Source organism: Methylorubrum populi (assembly GCA_036946625.1).
Taxonomy (GTDB): domain Bacteria; phylum Pseudomonadota; class Alphaproteobacteria; order Rhizobiales; family Beijerinckiaceae; genus Methylobacterium; species Methylobacterium populi_C.
This window is the reverse complement of sequence record JAQIIU010000003.1, coordinates 1,881,370-1,901,933: the sequence shown is the minus strand read 5'-3', so window position 1 is coordinate 1,901,933 and position 20,564 is coordinate 1,881,370. Positions and strand designations below refer to the sequence as shown.

The 20,564-nt window shown below is 72.0% G+C and carries 20 protein-coding genes; 15 read left to right on the top strand and 5 right to left on the bottom strand.

Going from position 1 to position 20,564, the window contains the following annotated elements; translation table 11 throughout:
* Window positions 1-33 precede the first annotated feature (33 nt).
* From PGN25_20335 to PGN25_20325, 3 genes are all read right to left on the bottom strand, one after another.
* A complete protein-coding gene (locus PGN25_20335) occupies window positions 34-1,173 on the bottom strand; it encodes an alpha/beta hydrolase (protein ID MEH3119863.1) in 1,140 nt (379 codons plus the stop codon).
* A 236-nt stretch (window positions 1,174-1,409) separates the two neighbouring features.
* The gene (locus PGN25_20330) at window positions 1,410-2,258 is read right to left on the bottom strand and encodes a metallophosphoesterase (GenBank protein MEH3119862.1); all 849 of its coding nucleotides are present in this window, start codon (window positions 2,256-2,258) and stop codon (window positions 1,410-1,412) included.
* A 34-nt stretch (window positions 2,259-2,292) separates the two neighbouring features.
* Entirely contained in the window at window positions 2,293-2,559 is a 267-nt protein-coding gene (locus tag PGN25_20325; protein ID MEH3119861.1) for a hypothetical protein, read from the bottom strand.
* Window positions 2,560-2,771: 212 nt separating this feature from the next.
* Here PGN25_20325 and croR point away from each other — a divergent pair, with 212 nt between their 5' ends.
* The 13 genes from croR (at window position 2,772) to PGN25_20260 (ending at window position 16,548) form a co-directional block, all read left to right on the top strand.
* The gene (gene croR / locus PGN25_20320; GenBank protein MEH3119860.1) at window positions 2,772-3,245 is read left to right on the top strand and encodes a 3-hydroxybutyryl-CoA dehydratase; all 474 of its coding nucleotides are present in this window, start codon (window positions 2,772-2,774) and stop codon (window positions 3,243-3,245) included.
* An 8-nt stretch (window positions 3,246-3,253) separates the two neighbouring features.
* On the top strand, window positions 3,254-4,075 hold the full coding sequence (locus PGN25_20315; GenBank protein ID MEH3119859.1) for an RNA methyltransferase: 822 nt from the start codon (window positions 3,254-3,256) through the stop codon (window positions 4,073-4,075).
* Window positions 4,076-4,289: 214 nt separating this feature from the next.
* Entirely contained in the window at window positions 4,290-4,514 is a 225-nt protein-coding gene (locus tag PGN25_20310; protein ID MEH3119858.1) for a hypothetical protein, read from the top strand.
* Window positions 4,515-4,526: 12 nt separating this feature from the next.
* Window positions 4,527-5,087: a DNA-binding protein gene (locus tag PGN25_20305; protein MEH3119857.1), complete on the top strand. Its 561-nt coding sequence runs from the start codon at window positions 4,527-4,529 to the stop codon at window positions 5,085-5,087.
* Window positions 5,088-5,195: 108 nt separating this feature from the next.
* A complete protein-coding gene (locus PGN25_20300) occupies window positions 5,196-6,698 on the top strand; it encodes an ATP-binding protein (GenBank protein MEH3119856.1) in 1,503 nt (500 codons plus the stop codon).
* A gap of 182 nt (window positions 6,699-6,880) precedes the next feature.
* The gene (gene crtI / locus PGN25_20295; GenBank protein MEH3119855.1) at window positions 6,881-8,473 is read left to right on the top strand and encodes a phytoene desaturase family protein; all 1,593 of its coding nucleotides are present in this window, start codon (window positions 6,881-6,883) and stop codon (window positions 8,471-8,473) included.
* Window positions 8,470-8,823: a hypothetical protein gene (locus tag PGN25_20290; GenBank protein ID MEH3119854.1), complete on the top strand. Its 354-nt coding sequence runs from the start codon at window positions 8,470-8,472 to the stop codon at window positions 8,821-8,823. Before crtI (PGN25_20295) ends, PGN25_20290 begins: the two co-directional genes overlap by 4 nt.
* Complete coding sequence (gene crtI / locus PGN25_20285; GenBank protein ID MEH3119853.1) at window positions 8,820-10,355, top strand: phytoene desaturase family protein; 1,536 nt, start codon at window positions 8,820-8,822, stop codon at window positions 10,353-10,355. Before PGN25_20290 ends, crtI (PGN25_20285) begins: the two co-directional genes overlap by 4 nt.
* 60 nt (window positions 10,356-10,415) lie before the next feature.
* Window positions 10,416-11,180 carry a lysophospholipid acyltransferase family protein gene (locus PGN25_20280; GenBank protein MEH3119852.1) on the top strand — a complete coding sequence of 255 codons (765 nt, stop codon included), beginning with the start codon at window positions 10,416-10,418 and terminating at the stop codon, window positions 11,178-11,180.
* A complete protein-coding gene (locus PGN25_20275; GenBank protein ID MEH3119851.1) occupies window positions 11,177-12,340 on the top strand; it encodes a glycosyltransferase in 1,164 nt (387 codons plus the stop codon). Before PGN25_20280 ends, PGN25_20275 begins: the two co-directional genes overlap by 4 nt.
* 146 nt (window positions 12,341-12,486) lie before the next feature.
* Entirely contained in the window at window positions 12,487-13,614 is a 1,128-nt protein-coding gene (locus PGN25_20270) for a Ppx/GppA phosphatase family protein (GenBank protein ID MEH3119850.1), read from the top strand.
* Between the two features lie 176 nt (window positions 13,615-13,790).
* Window positions 13,791-14,507 (top strand): RlmE family RNA methyltransferase, encoded by a 717-nt coding sequence (locus PGN25_20265; protein ID MEH3119849.1) that lies wholly within the window; start codon window positions 13,791-13,793, stop codon window positions 14,505-14,507.
* Between the two features lie 235 nt (window positions 14,508-14,742).
* Complete coding sequence (locus PGN25_20260) at window positions 14,743-16,548, top strand: amidohydrolase family protein (GenBank protein ID MEH3119848.1); 1,806 nt, start codon at window positions 14,743-14,745, stop codon at window positions 16,546-16,548.
* A gap of 215 nt (window positions 16,549-16,763) precedes the next feature.
* Here the strand turns inward: PGN25_20260 and PGN25_20255 are convergent, their stop codons facing one another.
* Entirely contained in the window at window positions 16,764-17,663 is a 900-nt protein-coding gene (locus tag PGN25_20255) for a DUF3313 domain-containing protein (GenBank protein MEH3119847.1), read from the bottom strand.
* A 262-nt stretch (window positions 17,664-17,925) separates the two neighbouring features.
* Between PGN25_20255 and PGN25_20250 the strand changes: the two genes are divergently transcribed.
* Window positions 17,926-19,470 carry an MFS transporter gene (locus tag PGN25_20250; protein MEH3119846.1) on the top strand — a complete coding sequence of 515 codons (1,545 nt, stop codon included), beginning with the start codon at window positions 17,926-17,928 and terminating at the stop codon, window positions 19,468-19,470.
* On the opposite strand, the gene PGN25_20245 is transcribed toward PGN25_20250, so the two are convergent.
* On the bottom strand, window positions 19,427-19,948 hold the full coding sequence (locus PGN25_20245) for a DoxX family protein (GenBank protein ID MEH3119845.1): 522 nt from the start codon (window positions 19,946-19,948) through the stop codon (window positions 19,427-19,429). The two genes, PGN25_20250 and PGN25_20245, sit on opposite strands and share 44 nt — an antisense overlap.
* 336 nt (window positions 19,949-20,284) lie before the next feature.
* Between PGN25_20245 and PGN25_20240 the strand changes: the two genes are divergently transcribed.
* The gene (locus PGN25_20240; GenBank protein MEH3119844.1) at window positions 20,285-20,548 is read left to right on the top strand and encodes an acyl carrier protein; all 264 of its coding nucleotides are present in this window, start codon (window positions 20,285-20,287) and stop codon (window positions 20,546-20,548) included.
* The last annotated feature ends 16 nt before the right edge of the window (window positions 20,549-20,564 follow it).

Here is a 20,564-nt window from a genome sequence, read left to right as displayed (position 1 = left end):
GTCGGCATCCTTTGCGGTTGCATCGGGGACATGTCAGCGCTGGACGGCGGGCACCGCCGCGGCCTTCGGCGTCTCGACGCCGAGGCGCTTGACCGGCCAGCCGTCGCCCCAGCGGCGCATGTCGCTGAAGGCGGCATCGCTCTTCAGGCCGAGGGCGTCCTTGCCGGCGAAGGCGGCGTCGGCGGCCATGTCGAAGGTGCGCCAGAAGGCGAGGTAGTCGAGGCTGTCGGCGCGGGCGTTGTTGATCTGCGAGACCAGCGTGGTCTGCTCGCCGGAGAGCGCCATGTCGGCCGACCAGCGGAAGGGCGGCGCCTTCTCCCCCGGCGGATCGGGCGGCAGCTTGATCGCGCCGCCGTCATAGGCCGCGTCGAGCCCGGCGGGCGAGGCCAGCGTCGCGGTGAGCGCCGGGAAGCCGTGGTCGTCGGAGAGCGCGCGCACGAACAGCTTGTGCTCCGGCGGCACGGAACGGGCGTCGCGCAGGATGCGCCGGGCGGCGGCGTCGGCGGCCCGGGCGTCGCGGTCGCCGATCACCGTCACCAGCAGGGTCCCGGGCGCGATGCCGTCGAGGTTGCCGAGCGGGATGCCGCGGGACTTGGCGTCCCGGGCGATGCCGCCGGGCATCACGGCGTAGACGAGCTTCGGCGCGGGCAAGCCGTCCTGCGCGGCTTCCGCCGCGAGATGGGCGGCGAGCGGCGCCCCGGCGAGATGCCCGATCAGGGCGAGGCGGCCGGTATCGGGCCGGGCGTCGGCGTCACCCGCGAGCTCGGCCAGGGCCGCCTTGAGCAGGCGCGCGGCGATGGTCGGGGCGTCGGCGGGACGGGTGCGGTTCACCTCCTGGAAGCGGGGGAACAGCACGAGCCAGCCGTGGCGGGTGAGATGATCGATCCAGGCGCCATAGGCCTGCGGGTTCGGCGCGCCCCAGGCGTGCAGGAACACCGCGACCGGCCGCCCGCCCCCGGGAGCCGGACCCGCCTTGTGAAAGGCGTAGGTGGCGGCACTCGCCTTGCCCACCGCGCGCTTGGCGATGGTGGCGGATCTGTCGCCGACCCCGCCCGGCCCTTCCGCCGGTTGCGCGGGCGGCGTCGCGGCGGCCGCCGGCCCCGCCGCGGACAGGACGGCCAGCACGCCGAGAACGGGCCCATGCAGGGCGGCAAATCCGGGCTTCAGGCGCATCAGTCTCTCGACGATCCACGATCATACGCGTGCCGGGCGCGTCCGTTCGGGCGGATTCCGGGGTGCGACCGCGCCTGAATAGCAGATTCCGGCGCCGAGGCGACGCCGCCGGCGATTTTGCCCGGCACTAAAGGCGTTCATGACGAATCTCCCGGACTTTTCCGTCGGTTTCCCCCGCCTGTTGCGGGCCGGCATGGTACGCACGCCGCCCTCTTCGGGTTTCGCCGATGGGAGCGTCATCCCACCTTGACGATGAGATCGCTCCGAAAAGTCTTTCCTTCCACGGGATTGGCGAGCCAGCGGGTGCGTCCGATCCGCTTGTCGTGGCCGGCGTGGAAGTGGCCGGAAATCCAGACCGCGGGCCGGTCGGCGTCGGGCAGGTCGTCGAGGACGGTGGTGGCGTAGAAGGCCGGCACCCACCACGGCACGCCGGCGCCATCGCGGAACGCGTCGGCGGCGAGCGGGCTCGGCGGGTGGTGCGTGACGGCGACCGTCGGACCCGCATGCGGCAGGGCGAGGGCTTCGAGCAGCGCGGCCCGCTCGCGGGCATGGGCCGCCATCGCGTCGGCCGGCGACCAGGGCCGGCGGTCGGCCCGGCGGATCGAGCCGCGGTACTCCCGCGATCCGGTGACGGGGTCGGTCATCCGCGCCACCGCGTAGGCGACCGGATCGTCCGGGCGGTCGGGCGTGTCGTCGGTCAGCCAGCGCCCGGCGAGCGACCAGTCGCTCCACAGCGTGGTGCCGACGAAGCGCACGCCGCCGATCACCGCCGCCTGCCCGCCCTGGAGCAGGTGGATGCGGCGTCCCGGACCGTTCAGCCGTGCGACCTCGCGCTCCAGCGCGGCGAGGAGTTCGAGGGCGGTGCGCGCGTCGCCGGTCGGGGCGTAATGCTCGTGGTTGCCCGGCACCAGCACCACCGGCCGCCCGCCCGCGAGCGCCAGCACGGTCGCGAGCCCGGCCTCGGGCTGGCCCTCGTGCAGGTCGCCGGCGCAGACCAGCACGTCGAAGGCTGCTGCGGGCGGCGGGATCGTCTCGGGGCGCCGCCGTTCGAGATGCAGGTCGGAGAGGGGGAAGAGGCGCAGCACGGCGTCCACAAGTCCGATGGGAACGGAAGAGACATCAGGCGCGTGCCTGCGAGGCGGCCTCGTCGGCCGCAGCGCGCCATTCGCGGCGGGCGGCCTTGAGCACGTCGCAGGCGGAATCCGCGTTGATGACGGCGATGCCGAGCGCCGCCACGAGGTCCGGCCAGGGCGAGCGGGTCGCGGCGGTGGCGAGGCCGGCGATGCCGAGCGCCACCGCGAGCTCGATGCCGAAACAGCCCAGGTTCAGCCCCGCCACGCGGGCGACGACCGGGCGCAGGCGCGGCGAGGGCGGCGGAGGAGGCACCGGCGGGGTCCCGAGGGCGGAAGAAACGGGCCGCTGATTGCCCGAGGCGCCCGGCCCTGTCGAGGGCTCGTTCGAAGGTTCTTCCCGCGCGAGACCGCTCCCGGCCGAATGTCCGGCTGGATTTGCGGGCGCGGCTGTGCGAGGCGAAAGCCCTGCCAGAGGATTGCCAAGCCGCCCGTCGAGCGGCGATCCGGACCGGGGAGGCCCTGAGAATGTTGCCCGAACTGCGCGTGCTCTATTTCGAGGATCTCGAAGTCGGGCTCACCGAGATCCTCAGGAAGGAAATCTCCTCTTCCGACGTGGTCGGCTTCGCCGAGATCACCGGCGACCGCAACCCGATCCACCTCTCCGAGCACTTCGCCGCGCGCACGCCCTTCGGCACCCGCATCGCCCACGGCCTCTACACCGCCGGCCTGATCTCGGCGGTGCTCGGCACCCGCCTGCCGGGGCCGGGCGCGGTCTACATCTCGCAGACCTTGAACTTCCGCGCGCCCGTGCGCATCGGCGACATCGTCGAGGTGAAGGTCGCGGTGGCCGAACTGATCCCCGAGCGCCGCCGCGCCCGCCTCGCCTGCACCTGCTCCGTCGGCGACGAGGTGGTGCTCGACGGCGAGGCCCTGGTGAAGGTGCCGAAGAAGGAGGAGGCCGACCCGCTCGCCATGCGCATGGGCGGCGGGGGCGCCTGAACGCCCCTTTGCCCGAGCCGATCGCCATCGACGATCCCGACGACCCGCGGCTCTCCGCCTATCGGTTCGTGCGCGAGCGCGACCTCGTGGGGCGGCAGGGCCGCTTCGTCGTCGAGGGCGAGGTGACCCTGCGGATGCTGTTCTCGGCCAGCGCCCGCTTCGCGGCGGAATCGGTGCTGCTGGCGCCCGAGCGCTGGGCGGCCTTCGCGGACCTGCTGAGCGGGGATGGGCCACCGGTCTATCTGGCCGGCAAGCCCGTGATGAGCGCGGTCGCCGGCTTCCCGATCCATCGCGGCGTGCTGGCGGTGGGCCTGCGCGGGGCGGAGCCCGCGCCCGAGGCGCTGATCCCGCCCATCCCCGCCCCGGCCCTCGTGCTCGGCCTCGTCGGGCTGACCAACCACGACAATGTCGGCGGCCTGTTCCGCAACGCCGCCGCCTTCGGTGCCGACGCGGTGTGGCTCGATGCCGAGACCTGCGATCCGCTCTACCGCAAGGCGATCCGCGTCTCGGCCGGCGCGGCGCTGACCGTCCCCTTTGCCCGCGCCGCGAGCGGGGCGGCGCTGCTGGATTTGGCCGAGCGCCACGCCCTCACTCCGCTCGCGCTCACGCCCGGCGGGGACGAGACGCTGGATTCGCTGGAACCGCCGGCCCGCGCGCTGCTGCTGCTCGGCACGGAGGGGCCCGGCCTTCCGCAGGCGCTGATGGCGCGGGCCCGCCGCCTGCGCATCGCCATGGCGCCGGGCTTCGATTCCCTCAACGTCGCGACCGCGGGGGCGATCGCGCTGCATCGGCTCGCCGCCAAGCGCTTGCGGTTTCGAGGCCGGTCCTGAGCAAGTGCTCTCGCGTTCGACTTGAAGGCACACCTTGAGCGGGAGTTGAATCCACGCTATGTTGCCCAGACACACGATTTGTTGAACGGACATCGAGGCGGTCATGGGCAGAAGTGTCCGGCACGTGCCAACGGAAGGCGGCACGGGGGAAAGGTCGCGTTCTGGGGGAAGTCGCCGCAAGGGAACCGTCAAGCGCGAGCAAGTCGTTGCCGTGATGGCGCTCGCACAGGCGAGCGGCCTCACCGCCAGCAAGGATTCACGAATTTCCGGCCGCGTCTCATCCGAGTTGATCGAGCGTGCGAAGGCACGGACAGGGTTGGAATCGGACACCGAACTGGTCGAGTTCGCGCTCGCCAACGTCGCTGTCGAGGATAATTTCGCTCAAGTATTCCGTGAGTTGCGTGGCACTGTCGATCCGGATCTGGACCTTGAATTCTGACGGTGCCGTATTGTGGCTTTCAGCTTCAACGACACCGCGCGTCTCTGGCGACGGACTCCGTCAGCGCCTCTGGTCCGCCGTGACGACAACCTGCTCCCGTTCGTCGGCGAACGGGCCGAGGCGGGACAGAGCCTGTCGCTCGATACGTGTGTCTATATCGACGAACTTCAGGAAAAGACACCGCCGACCATCGCTGATCTGATTGCGGTCCGACAGGTGAATCACAGTGCCGTGGCCGTGCAGGAGCTCATGTACGCGGTCGGGGCTCTCGATCCAGCCGATCCGAGAAGCCGGCCGGTGGTGGATAAGATCGGCCGCATGATCGAGGGGATGCCGCGACATCGCCTTTATACGCCCGACGCAGAGGTTCTGGCGAAGGGCGCAGTCTATGCCGGCATGCTGAGCCGCAACCAGAATTATTCCAGGGACGATCGTCGACGGGCTCTGAATGATTGCGTGCTGTTCCTCCAGGCGATCAAGCTCGGATGCACGGTTCTGACGCGCAACATCAGGGATTTCGATTTCCTGCTTCAGATGTGCCCGGCGGGTCGGGTTCTGTTCTACCGCGTGTGAGGCCCTCCGAAGGCCCGCCTGCGGCCTCCCGCCTGTGGACGGCTTTGGCCATCGCGGACCTGGCCGCCCCGCGCATGTTAGAACGCTCGGGCGCCAGCGGGGAACGGGATGGGCTACGAGATCGATCTGGGGCGGGCCGGCGACGGGCCCGGGACGATGGACCTCACCGAGCTGCTGGCGACGCGCCTGCTCGTCCAGGGCAATTCCGGCTCCGGCAAGTCGCACCTGCTGCGCCGCCTGTTGGAGCAGAGCGCGGGCCTCGTGCAGCAGGCGATCATCGATCCCGAGGGCGATTTCGTCACCCTGGCCGAGCGCTACGGCCACGTCGTGGTCGAGGCGGACGGCAACGAGGCCGAACTCCTGCGGATCGCCGCGCGGGTGCGCGAGCACCGCGTCTCCGTCGTGCTCTCGCTCGAAGGGCTCGATGCCGAGGACCAGATGCGCGCCGCCGCCGCCTTCCTCGGCGGCCTGTTCGATGCCGACCGCGCGCTCTGGTACCCGATGCTGGTGGTGGTGGACGAGGCGCAGCTCTTCGCCCCGGCCGCCGCGGGCGAAGTGTCCGACGAGGCCCGCCGCCTCTCCCTCGGCGCCATGACCAACCTGATGTGCCGCGGGCGAAAGCGGGGGCTCGCCGGCATCATCGCCACGCAGCGTCTGGCCAAGCTCGCCAAGAACGTCGCGGCGGAAGCCTCGAACTTCCTGATGGGCCGCACCTTCCTCGACATCGACATGGCGCGCGCCGCCGACCTCCTGGGCCTCGACCGCCGCCAGGCCGAGATGTTTCGCGATCTCGCCCGCGGCCATTTCGTGGGCTTGGGCCCGGCGCTCTCGAAGCGTCCGCTGCCCATCGCCGTCGGCCCGACGGTGACGGAGAGCCGCAACGCCGCTCCCGCCCTCCTGCCCCTGCCGACGATGGGGGAGGAGGCGCGCGCCCTGATCCTCACCGCCTCGCCCGAGGAGGAGGCGCGGCCGCTGCTTGGCCCCCGGCCCAAGCCCGTGCGCGCGCCGGGCCCCGACGTGCTGGTCCGGCTCGCCAATTACCGGCCGCCCGTGCGCGAGGATCTGCCGGAGGAGGCGCCGATGGCCCCGGCCGAGCGCGAGGCGGCGATGGCCGAGATCCTCGCCTCGGTGCTGGCGGATTCGGACGCCGCCGCCTGCACGCCGGCCACCCTCTACCAGGACTTCACCGTCCGCTGCCGCATCCGCCGGATCGGCGGCGAGGCGATGGGCCTGCCCGAGTTCAAGCGCCGGCTCGCGGTCGCGCGGGCCGGCGTGGACGGCGCCACCGCGGAGGGGCCGGCCTGGGAGCGGGCGCAAGGGATCGCCGCCGGCCTGCCCGAGGATCTCGCCGGCCTGTTCCTGCTCATCGCCCGCACGGCGCTGCAAAACGCACCCTGCCCGTCCGACACCGCCCTGGCCGAGGCCTACGGCACGTCCTCGGCCGGACGGGCCCGACGCATGCTCGGCTATCTGGAGGAGCGCGGCGCCATCGTCATGCGCCGCGACCTGCGCGGCGCCCCGATCATCGCCGTGCCCGATCTCGACGCCGAGACCGGGCCGCAGATCGGCGCCGCCGCAGTGGTGCCCCTGCGGCGGCGCGGGCGGAGCTGAGCCGGGCGGAAGCATCCGACAACCTCGAGGCGTCCTGCGCGCGACAATCCGCGCGTCTTGCCGGCTCCTTGCTTCCGGCCAAGATTGACCGCTGCGCGGGCGTGCAGAGCCTCCGGTCGGGACGGCACGGTCGGCCTGTGGTCGGGCCTGCCGTGTCCGGTATCAGAGGGAGTCTCGGGGCGTTGCTTCGGTCGCGGGAAGGTTTGCGCACCCTGTCGGGCCGCCGTGTCATCGTCGTCGGGGCGGGCCCCGGCGGGCTCGCCACCGCGCTGCTCCTGGCCAAGGCCGGTCTGCACGTCACGGTGATCGAGCGCGACGCGGCCGTCGGCGGGCGCACCAGGACCGTCGGGGCACCGGGCGGCTACCGCTTCGACATCGGCCCGACCTTCTTCCTCTATCCGCAGATCCTGGCCGACATCTTCGAATCCTGCGGCGAGCGTCTGGAGGACCATGTCCGCCTGGAGCGGCTCGACCCGCAATACAACCTCGTGTTCGAGGGCGAGGGCGGCGTCTCGGGGCAGATCCGCGCCACCGGCGACGTGCCGCGGCTCAAGGAAGAGATCGCCCGCCTCGCCCCCGCCGACGCCGAGAACGTCCAAAAGTTCTTCGACGAGAACCGGACCAAGCTGAACGCCTTCAAGCCGGTGCTGGAACAGGCCTTCGACAGGGTCCTGTCGATGGCGAGCCCGGCGATGCTGACGGCACTCCCCCATCTCCATCCCGGCCGCAGCGTCGACCGCGATCTCAGGCGCTACTTCGCCGATCCGCGGGTGCGCCTCGCCTTCTCGTTCCAGACCAAGTATCTCGGGATGTCGCCGTTCCGCTGCCCGAGCCTGTTCACGATCCTCTCGTTCCTCGAATACGAGCACGGGGTCTACCATCCGGTCGGCGGCTGCGGCGCGGTCTCGGAGGCGATGGCGGGGCTCGCCCGCCGCATGGGCGTCGACATCCGCTTGCGCCGATCCGTCGAGCGGGTGCTGTTCGAGGGCAAGCGCGCCTGCGGCGTGGTCTCCGGCGGCGAGACGCTGAAGGCCGACGCGGTGGTCGTGAACGGCGACTTCGCCAAGGCGATCCGCGACCTCGTGCCGGAGGAGCGCCGCTCGCGCTGGCGCGACGCCAAGATCGGCCGGGCGCGTCTCTCCTGCTCGACCTACATGCTCTACCTGGGGCTGGAGGGCAGGATGCCCGAGAACCTCGGCCACCACACGATCCTGCTGGCCAAGGATTACGAGCGCAACATCGCCGAGATCACCGGCGGCACCCTGCCGATGCAGCCCTCGATCTACGTGCAGCACGCGGGCTTCACCGACGGCGGCATGGCGCCGCCCGGCCACACCGCCCTCTACGTGCTGGTGCCGGTGCCGAACCTCAGGGCCGGCATCGATTGGGAGACGGTCGGGCCGAGCTACCGCAAGCGGGTGCTGGAGCGCCTGAAGCTCCTGGGGCTCCCCGACATCGAGAGCCGCATCCGCTACGAGCGCGTGGTCGATCCGCGCGACTGGCGCGACGACTTCGCGGTGCACGAGGGCGCGACCTTCAACCTCGCCCACGACCTGCTGCAGATGCTGTGGTTCCGCCCGCACAACCGCTTCGGGCCGGGCCTCTACCTCGTCGGCGGCGGCACCCATCCGGGCTCGGGCCTTCCCGTCATCTACGAGGGCGCGCGCATCTCCGCCCGCCTCCTGATCGAGGATCTCGCCCGCGAGAAGGCGCCCGCGATCCTGGCCGATCTGCCATCCACGACGCCCCTCGCCACGCAGGTCGACCCGAGGTGAGGCGGGCCACGCGCCTCGCGGGCCTTGCGGCTCCGGTCGTGCTCGCCGGTCCGGTTCGGGCGGCGAGCCTGCTCGATTCTCCCGACCTGATCCTCCTCGGCGCGGCGATCCACGCCGTGCTGGCGGATTTGCGCGCCCAGGGCGCCGCCCTCGTCGTCAGCACCCACGACTTCGCCGAGGCCGGGGAGCGGCGCCGGGAGATCGGCAACTTCCCGGACTCCCTGTGTCCACAGCCCGCGGTCTCGATCGGAGGGAGCGCGACCGGGTGGCGCGTTGACCCGACCCGTCCCGCATCTAGCTTCGTTCGGAAGGCCGTTCGTCCGGGCCCCGCGGGAGACGCGTTCCAATGAGCCAGGGGTCTTCGGTCGCGGTCGTCGGCAGCGGGCTCGGCGGTCTCGCCTCGGCCTGCGTGGCGGCGGCCCGCGGGCATCGCGTCACCGTCTACGACAAGAACGCCTGGATGGGCGGCAAGGCCGCGGTGCTGCACGAGGACGGCTTCCGTTTCGACATGGGGCCGACCATCCTCACCGTGCCGCGCGTTCTGGAGCGCATCTTCGCCGAGGCCGGCCGGAGCGTGCGCGACTACATGGACCTGCGCCGCCTCGACCCGCAATGGCGCTGCTTCTTCGACGACGGCTCGGCGGTCGATCTCGTCGAGGACGTGGACGCCATGGCCGCCTCGATGGACCGCTTCGCGCCCGGGCAGGGCGCGGGCGAAGGGTACAAGCGGTTCATCGCGGTTTCCGAGCACCTGCACGGCGTGTCGGAAAAATTCTTCTTCTGGAAGGCGGTGCAGGATCTGTTCGACACGATCGACATCCGCGCCAACATGAATCCCGGCACGCTGCGCGACGTGCTGAGCCTTCGCATGCACGCCACCGTCGCCAGCACCATCCGCGGCAAGGTCAAGGATGCGCGCCTCGCGCAGATGCTCGACCACTTCGTGCAGTATGTCGGCTCCTCGCCCTACGGCGCGCCGGCGGTGCTCTGCGCCATCGCCCACATGCAGACGGCGGAAGGCGTCTGGTATCCGATGGGCGGCACCCGCGCGGTCGCCGAAGGGCTGATGAGGCTCGCGGGCGAGCTCGGCGCCACGATGAAGTCCTCCGACGAGGTGCTGGGCCTCGACATCGCGGAGGGCCGGCTCCGGGGCCTGCGCACCCGTGACGGGATCGCGCCCTACGACGCCGTGATCTCCAACATGGATTCCGTGCGCACCTACCGCGAACTCGTCGGCGGCGAGGTCGGCAGGGCCTACGCGAAGAAGACCTTCGAGCCGGCCTGCTCCGGCGTGGTGCTCTATCTCGGGCTGAACAAGGCTTACGAGCATCTGGCGCACCACGATTTCGTCTTCTCCCGCGATCCGGAGGAGGAGTTCGATTCCATCTACCGCAAGGGCGAGCCGGCGCCCGACCCGACCGCCTATCTCGCGGCGCCCTCCTCCACCGATCCGAGCGTGGCGCCGGAGGGCGGCGAGGCGCTCTACGTCCTCGTTCACACACCGTACCTGAGGCCGCACCACGACTGGCAGCAGATGTTTCCGGCCTATCGCCGGACCATCCTGGAAAAGCTCAAGCGCACCGGCGGCATGCCGGACATCGAGGAACGCATCGTGTTCGAGCGCCATCTCACCCCGCAGGACATCCACGACCGCTATCACGTCCTGAACGGCGCGATCTACGGGCTGGCCTCGCACGGGCGGATGATGGGCGCGTTCAAGCCCGGCAACCGCTCGCGGGAGGTGCGCGGCCTCTACCTCGCCGGCGGTGCCGCCCATCCGGGGCCCGGCATGCCGATGGTGATGATGTCGGGCTGGATCGCCGCCGACGCCCTCGACCGGGACTTTCGAAAGCGCGTGCCGGACCTGCGCAAGAGCGCCTGAGCCCGGACCGTGCGAGGAAAGCCGCCGCTGCCCGGGCGCTCGGCCGCGCTCTGGCGGTTCATGGGCGTCACCTTCGACCGCTTCGTGCGGCGCCATCTGAACGCCCTGCGGATCGCCCGCTGGGGTCGGCCGCCCGAGGGCCCGACGCGGGCGCCTCTGGTGATCTACGCCAACCACCCGGCGTGGTGGGATGCGGCGATCCTGATCGTGGCCGCCGACCGCCTGTTCCCGCGGCGCGCGAGCTTCGCGCCGATCGATGCGGCGATGCTGGAGAGGTACGGCATCTTCCGCCGGATGGGGGCGTTTCCGGTGGACCTCCACGGTTCGCGGGGCGCCGCGCAGTTCCTGGCCGCCGCCCGTGCGGTTCTGGGTCAGCCCGACCGCGCCCTCTGGATCACCGCGCAGGGCCGCTTCGCCGACGTGCGGGTCCGCCCCCTCGGACTGAAGCCCGGCGTCGCGCGCTTGGCCGAGATCGCGCCCGAGGCGACCTTCCTGCCGCTCGCCGTCGAATACGCCTTCTGGGACGAGCGCGGGGCGGAAGGCTTCCTCGCCTTCGGGACGCCGTTGACGGCGGCCGAGCTCGTCGCCCTGCCCCGCCCGGAGCGTCTCGCCCGGATGGAGGCGGCGCTGACCGCCACCCTCGACCGGCTCTCCGGCGACGTGATCGCCCGCGATCCGGCCCGGTTCGAGACGCTGCTTGCGGGACGGCGCGGGATCGGCGGAATCTACGACGGCTGGCGGCGGCTCGCCGCCGCGCTGACCGGCCGCCGCTTCGAGCCGGGGCACCGGGCCGGCGATGCGGGGCAGGAGACACGGACCCGATGACCCTCGCCCTGCTCGTCCTCGCGATGCTCGCCCTCGCCCTCGCCCTGCTGCCGGCGGGGTTGGCGCTCGCCAACCTCGCGATCCTGCGGACGCCCGAACCCCCGCTTCGGGCCGACGGCCTCGTCTCGATCCTGATCCCGGCCCGCAACGAGGCGGCGGTGATCGAGGACGCGGTGCGGGCGGCGCTCGCCAGCACCGGCGTCGCGGTCGAGGTGCTGGTCGGCGACGACCATTCGACCGACGACACCGCCGCCATCGTCGCGCGCATCGCCCGCTCCGATCCGCGCCTGCGCCTGATCGCCGTGCCCGCCCTGCCCGAGGGCTGGACCGGCAAGAACAACGCCTGCGTCGCCCTGGCTGCGGCGGCGCGGGGCGATCGCCTGCTGTTCCTCGACGCCGACGTCACCCTGGCCCCCGAAGGGGCCGCGGGCCTGGCCGCCCACGCCGCGCGGGGCGGGGCGCATCTCGTCAGCGGCGTGCCGCGGCAGGTGATGGAGAGCCTGGGCGAGCGCCTGACGGTGCCGATGATCGACTTCCTGATGCTCGGCTACCTGCCGGTGGCCCTGATGCGCGCCCTGCCCCGGCCCTCCCTCGGCGCCGCCTGCGGCCAGATGATCCTGATCGAGCGTGCGGCCTACGCCGCCACCGGCGGCCACGGTGCGATCCGCACCTCGCTCCACGACGGCGTGCGCCTGCCGCGGCTGTTCCGCGAGCGCGGGTTTCGCACCGATCTCGTCGCCGGCCACGCCCTCGCCGCCTGCCGCATGTACCGGAATTTTTCGCAGTCCTGGGCCGGCTTCTCGAAGAACGCCCACGAGGGCATGGCCACGCCGGCTGCGCTGCCGGTCTGGACGCTTCTCCTGTTCGGCGGCCACGTCCTGCCCTGGCTCGTGCTCGCCGCCGCCCTCGCCCTCGGTACGGGCCCCGCGGCGGCGGTGGCGGGGGCGGCCGCCCTCGTCTCGCTGGCGACGCGCGCCGCGATCACCCTGGCCGTCGCCGAGCCGCCGGCCACGATCCTCCTGCACCCGGCCACGGTCCTCACGGCGCTGGCGATCCAGTGGAACGTGCTGCTGCGGCCGGGCCGCGCCGGCAAGGCGGTGTGGAAGGGTCGCAACTACGCCGCGAGCGCCCCCGCCGGGCCGCGGCGTGAGCCGGGATGACGGGTTTCAGCGCGCGGTCATCCATGCGGCAAATCGTGGTGGGCCGGCCATCGAGCCTTTGCAGTTGCCGGACAACGCCTGTAGCCTTTGGCAACGACGGCTCGGCATCTCGCCGGGCCGCGACGCCAGGAAGTTCGGTCGCGTCGATGAGGGATGAGAGCGCCGCCGCCGTGTCGGCCCGCCCCACCGCCGACCCGCACAGGTCGCGGGAGGGTTCCCGCACGGTCACGGGCGGGCGCCCGATCGAGAGCGATCCTCCGCGCTACGAGACCGGCCGCAGCGGCCGCCGCGACGCCTACGCCGCGCTCGATCTCGGCACCAACAATTGCCGCCTGCTGATCGCCGAGCCGACGCCCAACGGCTTCCGGGTGATCGACGCCTTCTCCCGCATCGTCCGGCTCGGCGAGGGCCTCGGCAACTCGAATCGCCTCACCGAGGCGGCGATCGAGCGCACCGTCGAGGCCCTGCGCATCTGCCGCAGCAAGATGAAGGCCCGCGCGGTGGCCCGCTCCAAGGTGATCGCCACGGAGGCCTGCCGCCTCGCGGTCAACGGCGCCGCGTTCGTGGAGCGGGTGCGGGCCGAGGTCGGGCTCGATCTGGAGATCGTCGACCGGCAGACCGAGGCCTATCTCGCGGTCACGGGCTGCGCCGCGCTGGCCGATCCGCGGGCCGAATCGGTCGTCATCTTCGACATCGGCGGCGGCTCCACCGAGATCGCGTGGCTCGACGGGGCCGCGGCCAACCCCTCGACCGATCCGACCTTGCGCATCCGCGCCTGGGATTCGCTGCCCGTCGGCGTGGTGACGCTGGCCGAGCGCCACGGCGGCACCGAGGTGACCCGGCGCACCTTCGAGGGCATGGTCGAGGAGGTCGGCGACCTGATCTCTCCCTTCGCGATCCGTGCCGCGGCCGCCGCCACCGCCCCCCATTTCCACCTGCTCGGCACCTCGGGCACCGTGACGACGCTCGCCGCCATGCACCTGCGGCTCGCCCGCTACGAGCGGCGCCGGGTCGACGGCCTCTGGATGAGCGACGGCGAAGTCAGCGACGCCATCGAGGATCTGCTCGACACCCGCCTCGAACAGCGGGCCGACAACCCCTGCATCGGCCGCGACCGGGCCGACCTCGTGCTGGCCGGTTGCGCGATCCTGGAAGCGATCCGCCGGGTCTTCCCCTCCGACCGTCTGCGCATCGCGGACCGCGGCCTGCGCGAGGGCCTGCTGATGAACATGATGCGCGAGGACGGCGTCTGGCGCCGCGGGCGGTATCGCTGAAGAACGAGCGGGCCGGACGCGTTCGGCGTCGTTCCCCTCGCCTCGCCTGCGGGGAGAGGAGCCCGGGACAGGCTTGCCTCCTCCGGTCATACCGTCTTCACGGACCCGCCACGCCGCGATAGGGACGCATCCTGCGGCTGTGAGCGCATCGGCGCCCGATGCTTGAGGACGGGATCATGAGCGACCGGCGAGGCGGAACGGGCGGCTTGCGCGGCGACCTGAAGCAGCGGGTGAAGACCGGGCGCGGGCGCACCCTCTCCCAGAAGCGCTGGCTGGAACGCCAGCTCAACGACCCCTACGTCGCCCGGGCCAAGCGCGAGGGGTTTCGCTCCCGCGCGGCGTTCAAGCTCATCGAGATCGACGAACGCTTCAAGCTGCTCAGGTCCGGCCAGCGCATCGTCGATCTCGGCGCCGCGCCCGGCGGCTGGTCGCAGGCGGCCGCGAAGATCGTCGGCGAGAGCGGCCGCATCGTCGGCATCGACCTGCTCGACGTCGAGCCGATGGCGGGCGCCACCTTCATCACCCTGGATTTCCTCGACGCGAGCGCCCCCGGGCGCCTGACCGGGCTTCTCGGCGGAAAGGCCGATCTCGTCCTGTCCGACATGGCCGCCAACACCACCGGCCACAAGAAGACCGACCACCTGCGCACCATCGGGCTCGCCGAATCCGCCGCGGCCTTCGCCGCCGAGATCCTGGCGCCCGGCGGCGCCTTCCTCGCCAAGGTGTTCCAGGGCGGCACCGAGGGCGGCCTGCTGGCCGACCTGAAGCGCGATTTCGCCACCGTGCGCCACGTCAAGCCGGCGGCGAGCCGGGCGGATTCGAGCGAACTCTACGTGCTCGCCACCGGGTTTCGCGGTCGGCCCGGCGGCACCGTGGCCGACGACGCGGACTGATCCGGGAGGACCGACGCCTCACCGTCCATGGCGAGGCGGAGCCGAAGCCGTCCGGGGCGCCGCTCTCTCCGGATCGGTCGCGGTGCCGGATCGCTTCGCCGACGCTCGCGATGACGGTGAGGAACAGGGCGGATCAGGCGTCAGCGGAGTGAGGGACGCCGGGTGCCCCGTGCCCGGCTTCCGTGGCACGATGCCTGCGGGTCGCTTTCGACCGCCGCGCTTCGAGCAGGTTCCGATGACCGCCACACCCCTCACCCGCTTCTCCGTCGCGCCCCTGGCCCGGATGACCCGGCGCCTCGCCGAGGTCGCCTCGGGCCGCGCCGAGCCCGATCGCGTCATCACCGGGGCGCGGGTGCTCTCGACCTATTCCGAGCGCATTCGCGAGAACCGCGAGATCTGGATCGCGGGCGGGCGCATCGCCGCGGTGAAGCCGGCCGGCACCCATCGGGGCGGCGCGCCGCGCACCGACGTGGCCGGCGGCCTGATCGCGCCGGGGCTGGTCGATCCCCACCTGCATATCGAGAGCAGCATGGTCACGGCCTGCGCCTATGCCGAGGCCGCGCTGATCAACGGCACCACCACGATCGTCTGCGACAGCCACGAGATCGGCAACGTCCTCGACGTGAACGGTGTCGAATGGATGCTGGAGGATGCCCGCGCCGCGCCGCTCAACATCTTCCTCACCGTGCCGAGCACGGTGCCCGCCACCACGCCGGATCTGGAAACCGCGGGCGGCGACCTGACGCCCGAGAAGATCGCCGCCCTGTTCGACGCGTGGCCCGAGGCGATCGGGCTCGGCGAGAAGATGGATTTCGTGGCGGTCGCCACCGGAGACGAGCGGGCGCACGCCATCCTCCGCGCCGCCCTGGAGCGCGGCCGCCCGGTCTCGGGCCACGTCTACGGCCGCGACTTCGTGGCGCCTTACGCGGCGAGCGGCGTCACCGACACCCACGAGGCGATTGATGCCGACATCGCCGACGACCTGCTGGAGGCCGGCCTCTGGATCTTCCTGCGCGGTGGTCCGCCCACGACCCCCTGGCACTCGCTGCCGAAGGCGATCGGCACCGTGACCGAGTACGGCTCCGCCTGGAAACGGGTCTGCGCCTGCACCGACGACCGCGACGCCGACGACCTTCTCGCCTTCGGCCTCGACTGGGTGGTGCGCGAGGCGGTGGCCCGCGGCATCCCCGGGCCCGCCGCCTGGGCGATGGGCTCGCTCCACGGCGCCGCCCGCTACGGCCTCGACGGCGAGATCGGCGGCCTCGGCGGCGGGCGCCGGGCCGACCTCGTGCTCCTGGACGACGATCTCGTGCCGCAGGCGACGTGGTACGGTGGCGAGCCGGTGGTGGAGGATCGCAGGCCCACTCCGCTTCTCGAACAGGCGCTGGCCCGGCCCTATCGCTACCCGGCCCCGGCCTACGCGACGATGCGCCTGCCCGATCCGCTGCCGGCGCTGATCCCGGCGCTTCCGGCCGGGCCCTGCACGGTCAACGCGATCCGCACGACGCTGCCGGGGATCGAGCTGATCCATGAGCGCGTCGCGCTCGGCCCCGGTGCGGACTGGCCGGGGACGCTGGCCGCGCACGGCCTCTGCCACGTCGCGGTGATCGAGCGGCACGGCCGCTCCGGCGGCGTCGCCCACGGGCTGCTCTCCGCCTTCGGCCTGAAGCGCGGCGCGGTGGCGAGCAGCGTCGGCCACGATTCGCACAACGTCATCGTCGCCGGCCTGGACGAGGCCGACATGCGGCGGGCGGTGGAGGCGATCGCGGCGCAGGGCGGGGGCGTCTGCGTCGTCGAGGAGGGAGCGGTCGCCGCGATGGTGCCGCTGCCGGTGGCGGGCCTCCTCTCCGACAAGCGCGTCGGCGCGGTGGCGGAGGAGGTGAAGGCCCTGAAAGCGGCCTGGGAGCGGGCCGGCTGCGCCATCCCCTATATGGGCTTCAACCTGATCCCGCTCTCGGTGATCCCGCAGATCCGCATCACCGACAAGGGTCTGGTGCGGGTGCCGGAGATGGCCCCGGTGCCGCTGTTCGAGGCGGCGTAAGGCGGCTTCTGCTTTCGGGGGGCGGAGCCTCCGTCCGGCATCGTGGCGCTGCTGGATCGCTTCGCCTGATGGCTCGCGATGACGGTGCGGGCCACCCTCTCCGTCATTGCGAGGCGAAGCCGAAGCAATCCAGTGGCCGCCCTGTCCGAAAGGGCCGCACCGCCGCGGCGCTTCGCCTGCCCGCGCGGGCAGGCCAAGGAAACCCGCCTCGCCTCTCAGCGCGCCGCGGAAACGCCCGGCCCCTTGTCCGTCCACTCCGGCGGCAGGCCGATCAGGTCGCCGAGGATGCCGTCGAGGCCCGGAGCGCGGCCGAAGGCCTCGCAATCGGGATCGAGGGGGGCCTCGCCCAGCGTGGTGATGCGGATGCGATCGTAGGTCGGGAGCTGAAGCTCGCCCTTGAACGGATCCTGGCCGGTGGCGAGGTAGGAGCCGAAATCCTGGCCGAACTCGCCCGCGAGGTCGTAGGCGTCGCTCGCCGCCGAGAAGCGGGCTTGGTTGGTGAAGGAGTTGGCCGCGCCGCCCCAGATCATCGCCGCGCGCTGGCGGTTGCGGGCGTCGAGCGCCTCGGCCTCGATGGTCAGGCTGCCGAGGCCGATCGGCACCCGCGGCACCGGGATCTTGCCCACCGTGTCGGCGAAGCCGATGCCGACCTGGGCCGCGATGGAGATCGCCGCCGAGGCGCCGATGGTCGCGCCCGCCGCCGGCACGTTGGTCAGCTCGACCCGCGACACCGCCGAGCGCACCGTGATGTCGGCTTTCCCGGAGGAGACGATGTCGTAGCGCAGCGAGAGGTCGTAGCAGAGCGCCCGGTCGGCGGCGTTGGCGATCAGGCGCCGCTCCACCGGCGTCAGGCCGGGGCCGGAGACCGCCTCGGTGAAGACGGTCGGCACGATCCGCACGGTGCGCACCGTGCGCGGCAGGGTCGGGTCGATGAACAGCTTCGACTCGGAGGCGACCGCGTCGCTGGCCACGAACTGGTCCCGGCGCGAGAGCGCCTCGCCGCCGGTGAGCACCACGTTGCCGCAGCCGGCGAGACCGGCGAGGAGAGAGGCGGCCAGCGCGAGGTGCGCGGTTCGGGCAGGGAAGGCGGGACGGCGTTTCGACCGCAGGGGCATCGGGCACTTTCGTGAATGATGAGGCCGGCGCCGTGCGGCGCGCGGGGAGGCGACCTCGCCGAAGACGGCCGGGCAGCCTCGCTTTTCGGGCGGAAGCCTAGCCGTGCGAGGCCGGACCCGGAAGGATGCGACAGCGGGCGGCGGACGTATCCGAGGGGCTGTGACCGTTCGGCCACGTCGTTTATTCCCGTCCGCTCTTTCAGACTCCTGCCGGCGTCGCCCGGCTGCAACCCTTCGGCGCGTCCCGCGCTTGTCCCTGCCGATGCGTCCTGCCCAGATCGTTCCCCTCGTCGTCGCCACCGCCCTGTTCATGGAGAACACCGACTCGACGGTGATCGCCACGGCGCTGCCGGCGATCGCGGCGAGCCTCGGCGTGGACCCGATCGCCCTCAAGCTCGCGCTCACGGCCTATCTCGTCAGCCTCGCGATCTTCATCCCGGTCTCGGGCTGGGCCGCCGACCGCTACGGTGCCCGCAACGTGTTTCGTGCCGCGCTCTGCGTGTTCATGGCGGGCTCGCTCGCCTGCGCCGCCGCGAACTCGCTCGCCGGCTTCGTCGCCGCCCGCTTCGTGCAGGGCATCGGCGGGGCGATGATGGTGCCGGTCGGCCGCCTCGTCATCCTGCGCTCGGTGCCGAAATCCGAACTCGTCGGGGCGCTGGCCTACCTCACCGTCCCGGCGCTGGTCGGCCCGGTTCTCGGGCCGCCGCTCGGCGGCTTCATCACCACCTACGCCGACTGGCGCTGGATCTTCTTCATCAACATCCCGATCGGGCTCGCCGGCATCGTGCTCGCGACCCTGTTCTTCGGCGACGTCCGCGAGGAGACGCGCCCGCCGCTGGATGTGACCGGTTTCCTGCTCTCGGGCGGCGGCCTCGCCCTGATGATGCTGGGCTTCGCCGCGACCGGGCGCCACCTCCTGCCCGAGGGCGTGTCCTGGGCCTGCATGGCCGGCGGGCTCGTGCTGGTCGGGCTCTACCTGCGCCATGCCAGGCGCACCGAGCACCCGCTGATCCGCCTCGACCTCCTCAAGCACCAGACCTTTCGCGCGGCGGTGACGGGCGGCAGCCTGTTCCGGATCGGCATGGGGGCGATCCCCTTCCTGCTGCCGCTGATGCTGCAGATCGGCTTCGGGCTCGATCCGCTGCGTTCGGGGCTGATCACCTTCGCCGCGGCCGCGGGCGCCCTCCTCATCAAGATCGTCGGCCCGCGCATCCTGCGCGCCTTCGGCTTCCGCCGGGTGATGGTGACGAACGCGCTCGTCGCCTCGGCCTTCCTGGCCGTCAACGGGCTGTTCACGAGCGAGACCCCGCACTGGATCATCGTCAGCCTGCTGCTGGTCGGCGGCTGCTTGCGCTCGCTGCAATTCACCTGCGTCAACGCCATCGCCTATGCCGATCTCGAATCGCGGGAGATGAGTGCGGCCACCAGCCTGGCCAGCGTCGCGCAGCAACTCTCCTTGAGCCTCGGCGTCTCGATCGGCGCGCTGATGCTGGAGGGCGCCGCCGCGTGGCACGGCCATTCCGGCATCGCGGCGGCGGACTTCTCCCTCGCCTTCCTCGGGGTGGCCCTGGTCTCGGCGGGCTCGTTCTTCGTGTTCCGCCGGCTGTCGCCGGATGCGGGGGCGGAGGTCTCGGGTCAGCGCAGCGTCGCGCAAGCCGTCCCGAGCCCCGCCGACGGGTCGCCTCAGAGCATCGTCCCGACAGGTGGTTGCCGGCCTTCGGAAGAAGACGATGCGAAAACAAGGAGTGAGAGCCTCGCGCCGGTCACGCCGCGGCACGCGCCGGAGACCGGCCGCCCGTCCGTTTGACGCCGCCGGATTTCGCCCGCGACGGGCCCTTGGGTGCCGCCTTGGCGACGGCCCGTGCCGGCGCGTCGCCCCTGTGAAAAAAGCCCTGCCAGCCCCAGGCGCCGGGGCCGGTCATCGCGTACATCAGGAAGGCGCCGGCGAGCCCGAGATCGGCGAGGAGGAAGCTGCGCTCGCTCACCGCGGCGGCTCCGCCATGGAGCCAGAACGGATGCAGCAGCGCGGCCATGCCGGCGACGAAGCCGGCCATGGCGAGCCCGGTGATCCGCGGCATGACGCCGAGGATCACCGCCAGCGGCCCGAACACCTGGACGATCACCGCCGCCGTCGCGACCGCGTTCGGCGCCGGGCAGCCGGCGCCGGCCAGCGTCACCGCGAACCCGGAGACGTTGAGCGCCCGCGCGATGCCGGTCGGCAGCAGGGCCGAGGCCATGAGGAGGCGGGCGGCGAGAAGCACGCCGTTCTGGGCTGAACCGAACACGGGCCGAGGACTCCGGGTGGGAAGGAGGAGCGGGAAAGCCTCGGGGGCCAGCGTGAATCGGGGGTTAAACGGATCGCGCGAAACGGCGGATGGCTGGGGATCGTCCAGGGCAATCGCTCGAAGCGATGACCCTGGTTTTCTGCCGGCCTCAGTCGCCGGCGCCCGCCTCCGCGGGCTCAGGCTTTCGCTCTGCGCGGCGCTCCTCGCGCCGCGAAGCCGCTCACGCGGCTTCGAGCGATTGCATCGGGGGATCTGCCGACCATGGACTTGCCCGTGCGTTGGGCTTAAGCCCGCAACCCGAGACGAGCGCAGGACGGTTCGAGGGGCCGAGAAGCCGTGGTTCAGTCGATGGCCGACGTGCGGGAGGCGATCTTCGCCTTCATCGCGGCCCGCAACCCGGGCCTTCCCTCCGGCGCCGTCACCGGGGAGACCTCCCTCGTGACCAGCGACGCGCTCGATTCGATCGGCATCCTCGACCTGATGATGCATCTCGGTGACCGCTTCGGCGTCGAGATCGACGAGGACAGCTTCGACCTCGCCAACTTCGCCAGCGTCGACTCGCTGGCGCATTTCATCGACGACCGGCGCTCAGACCTCTGATCCCCCGCCCGATCCG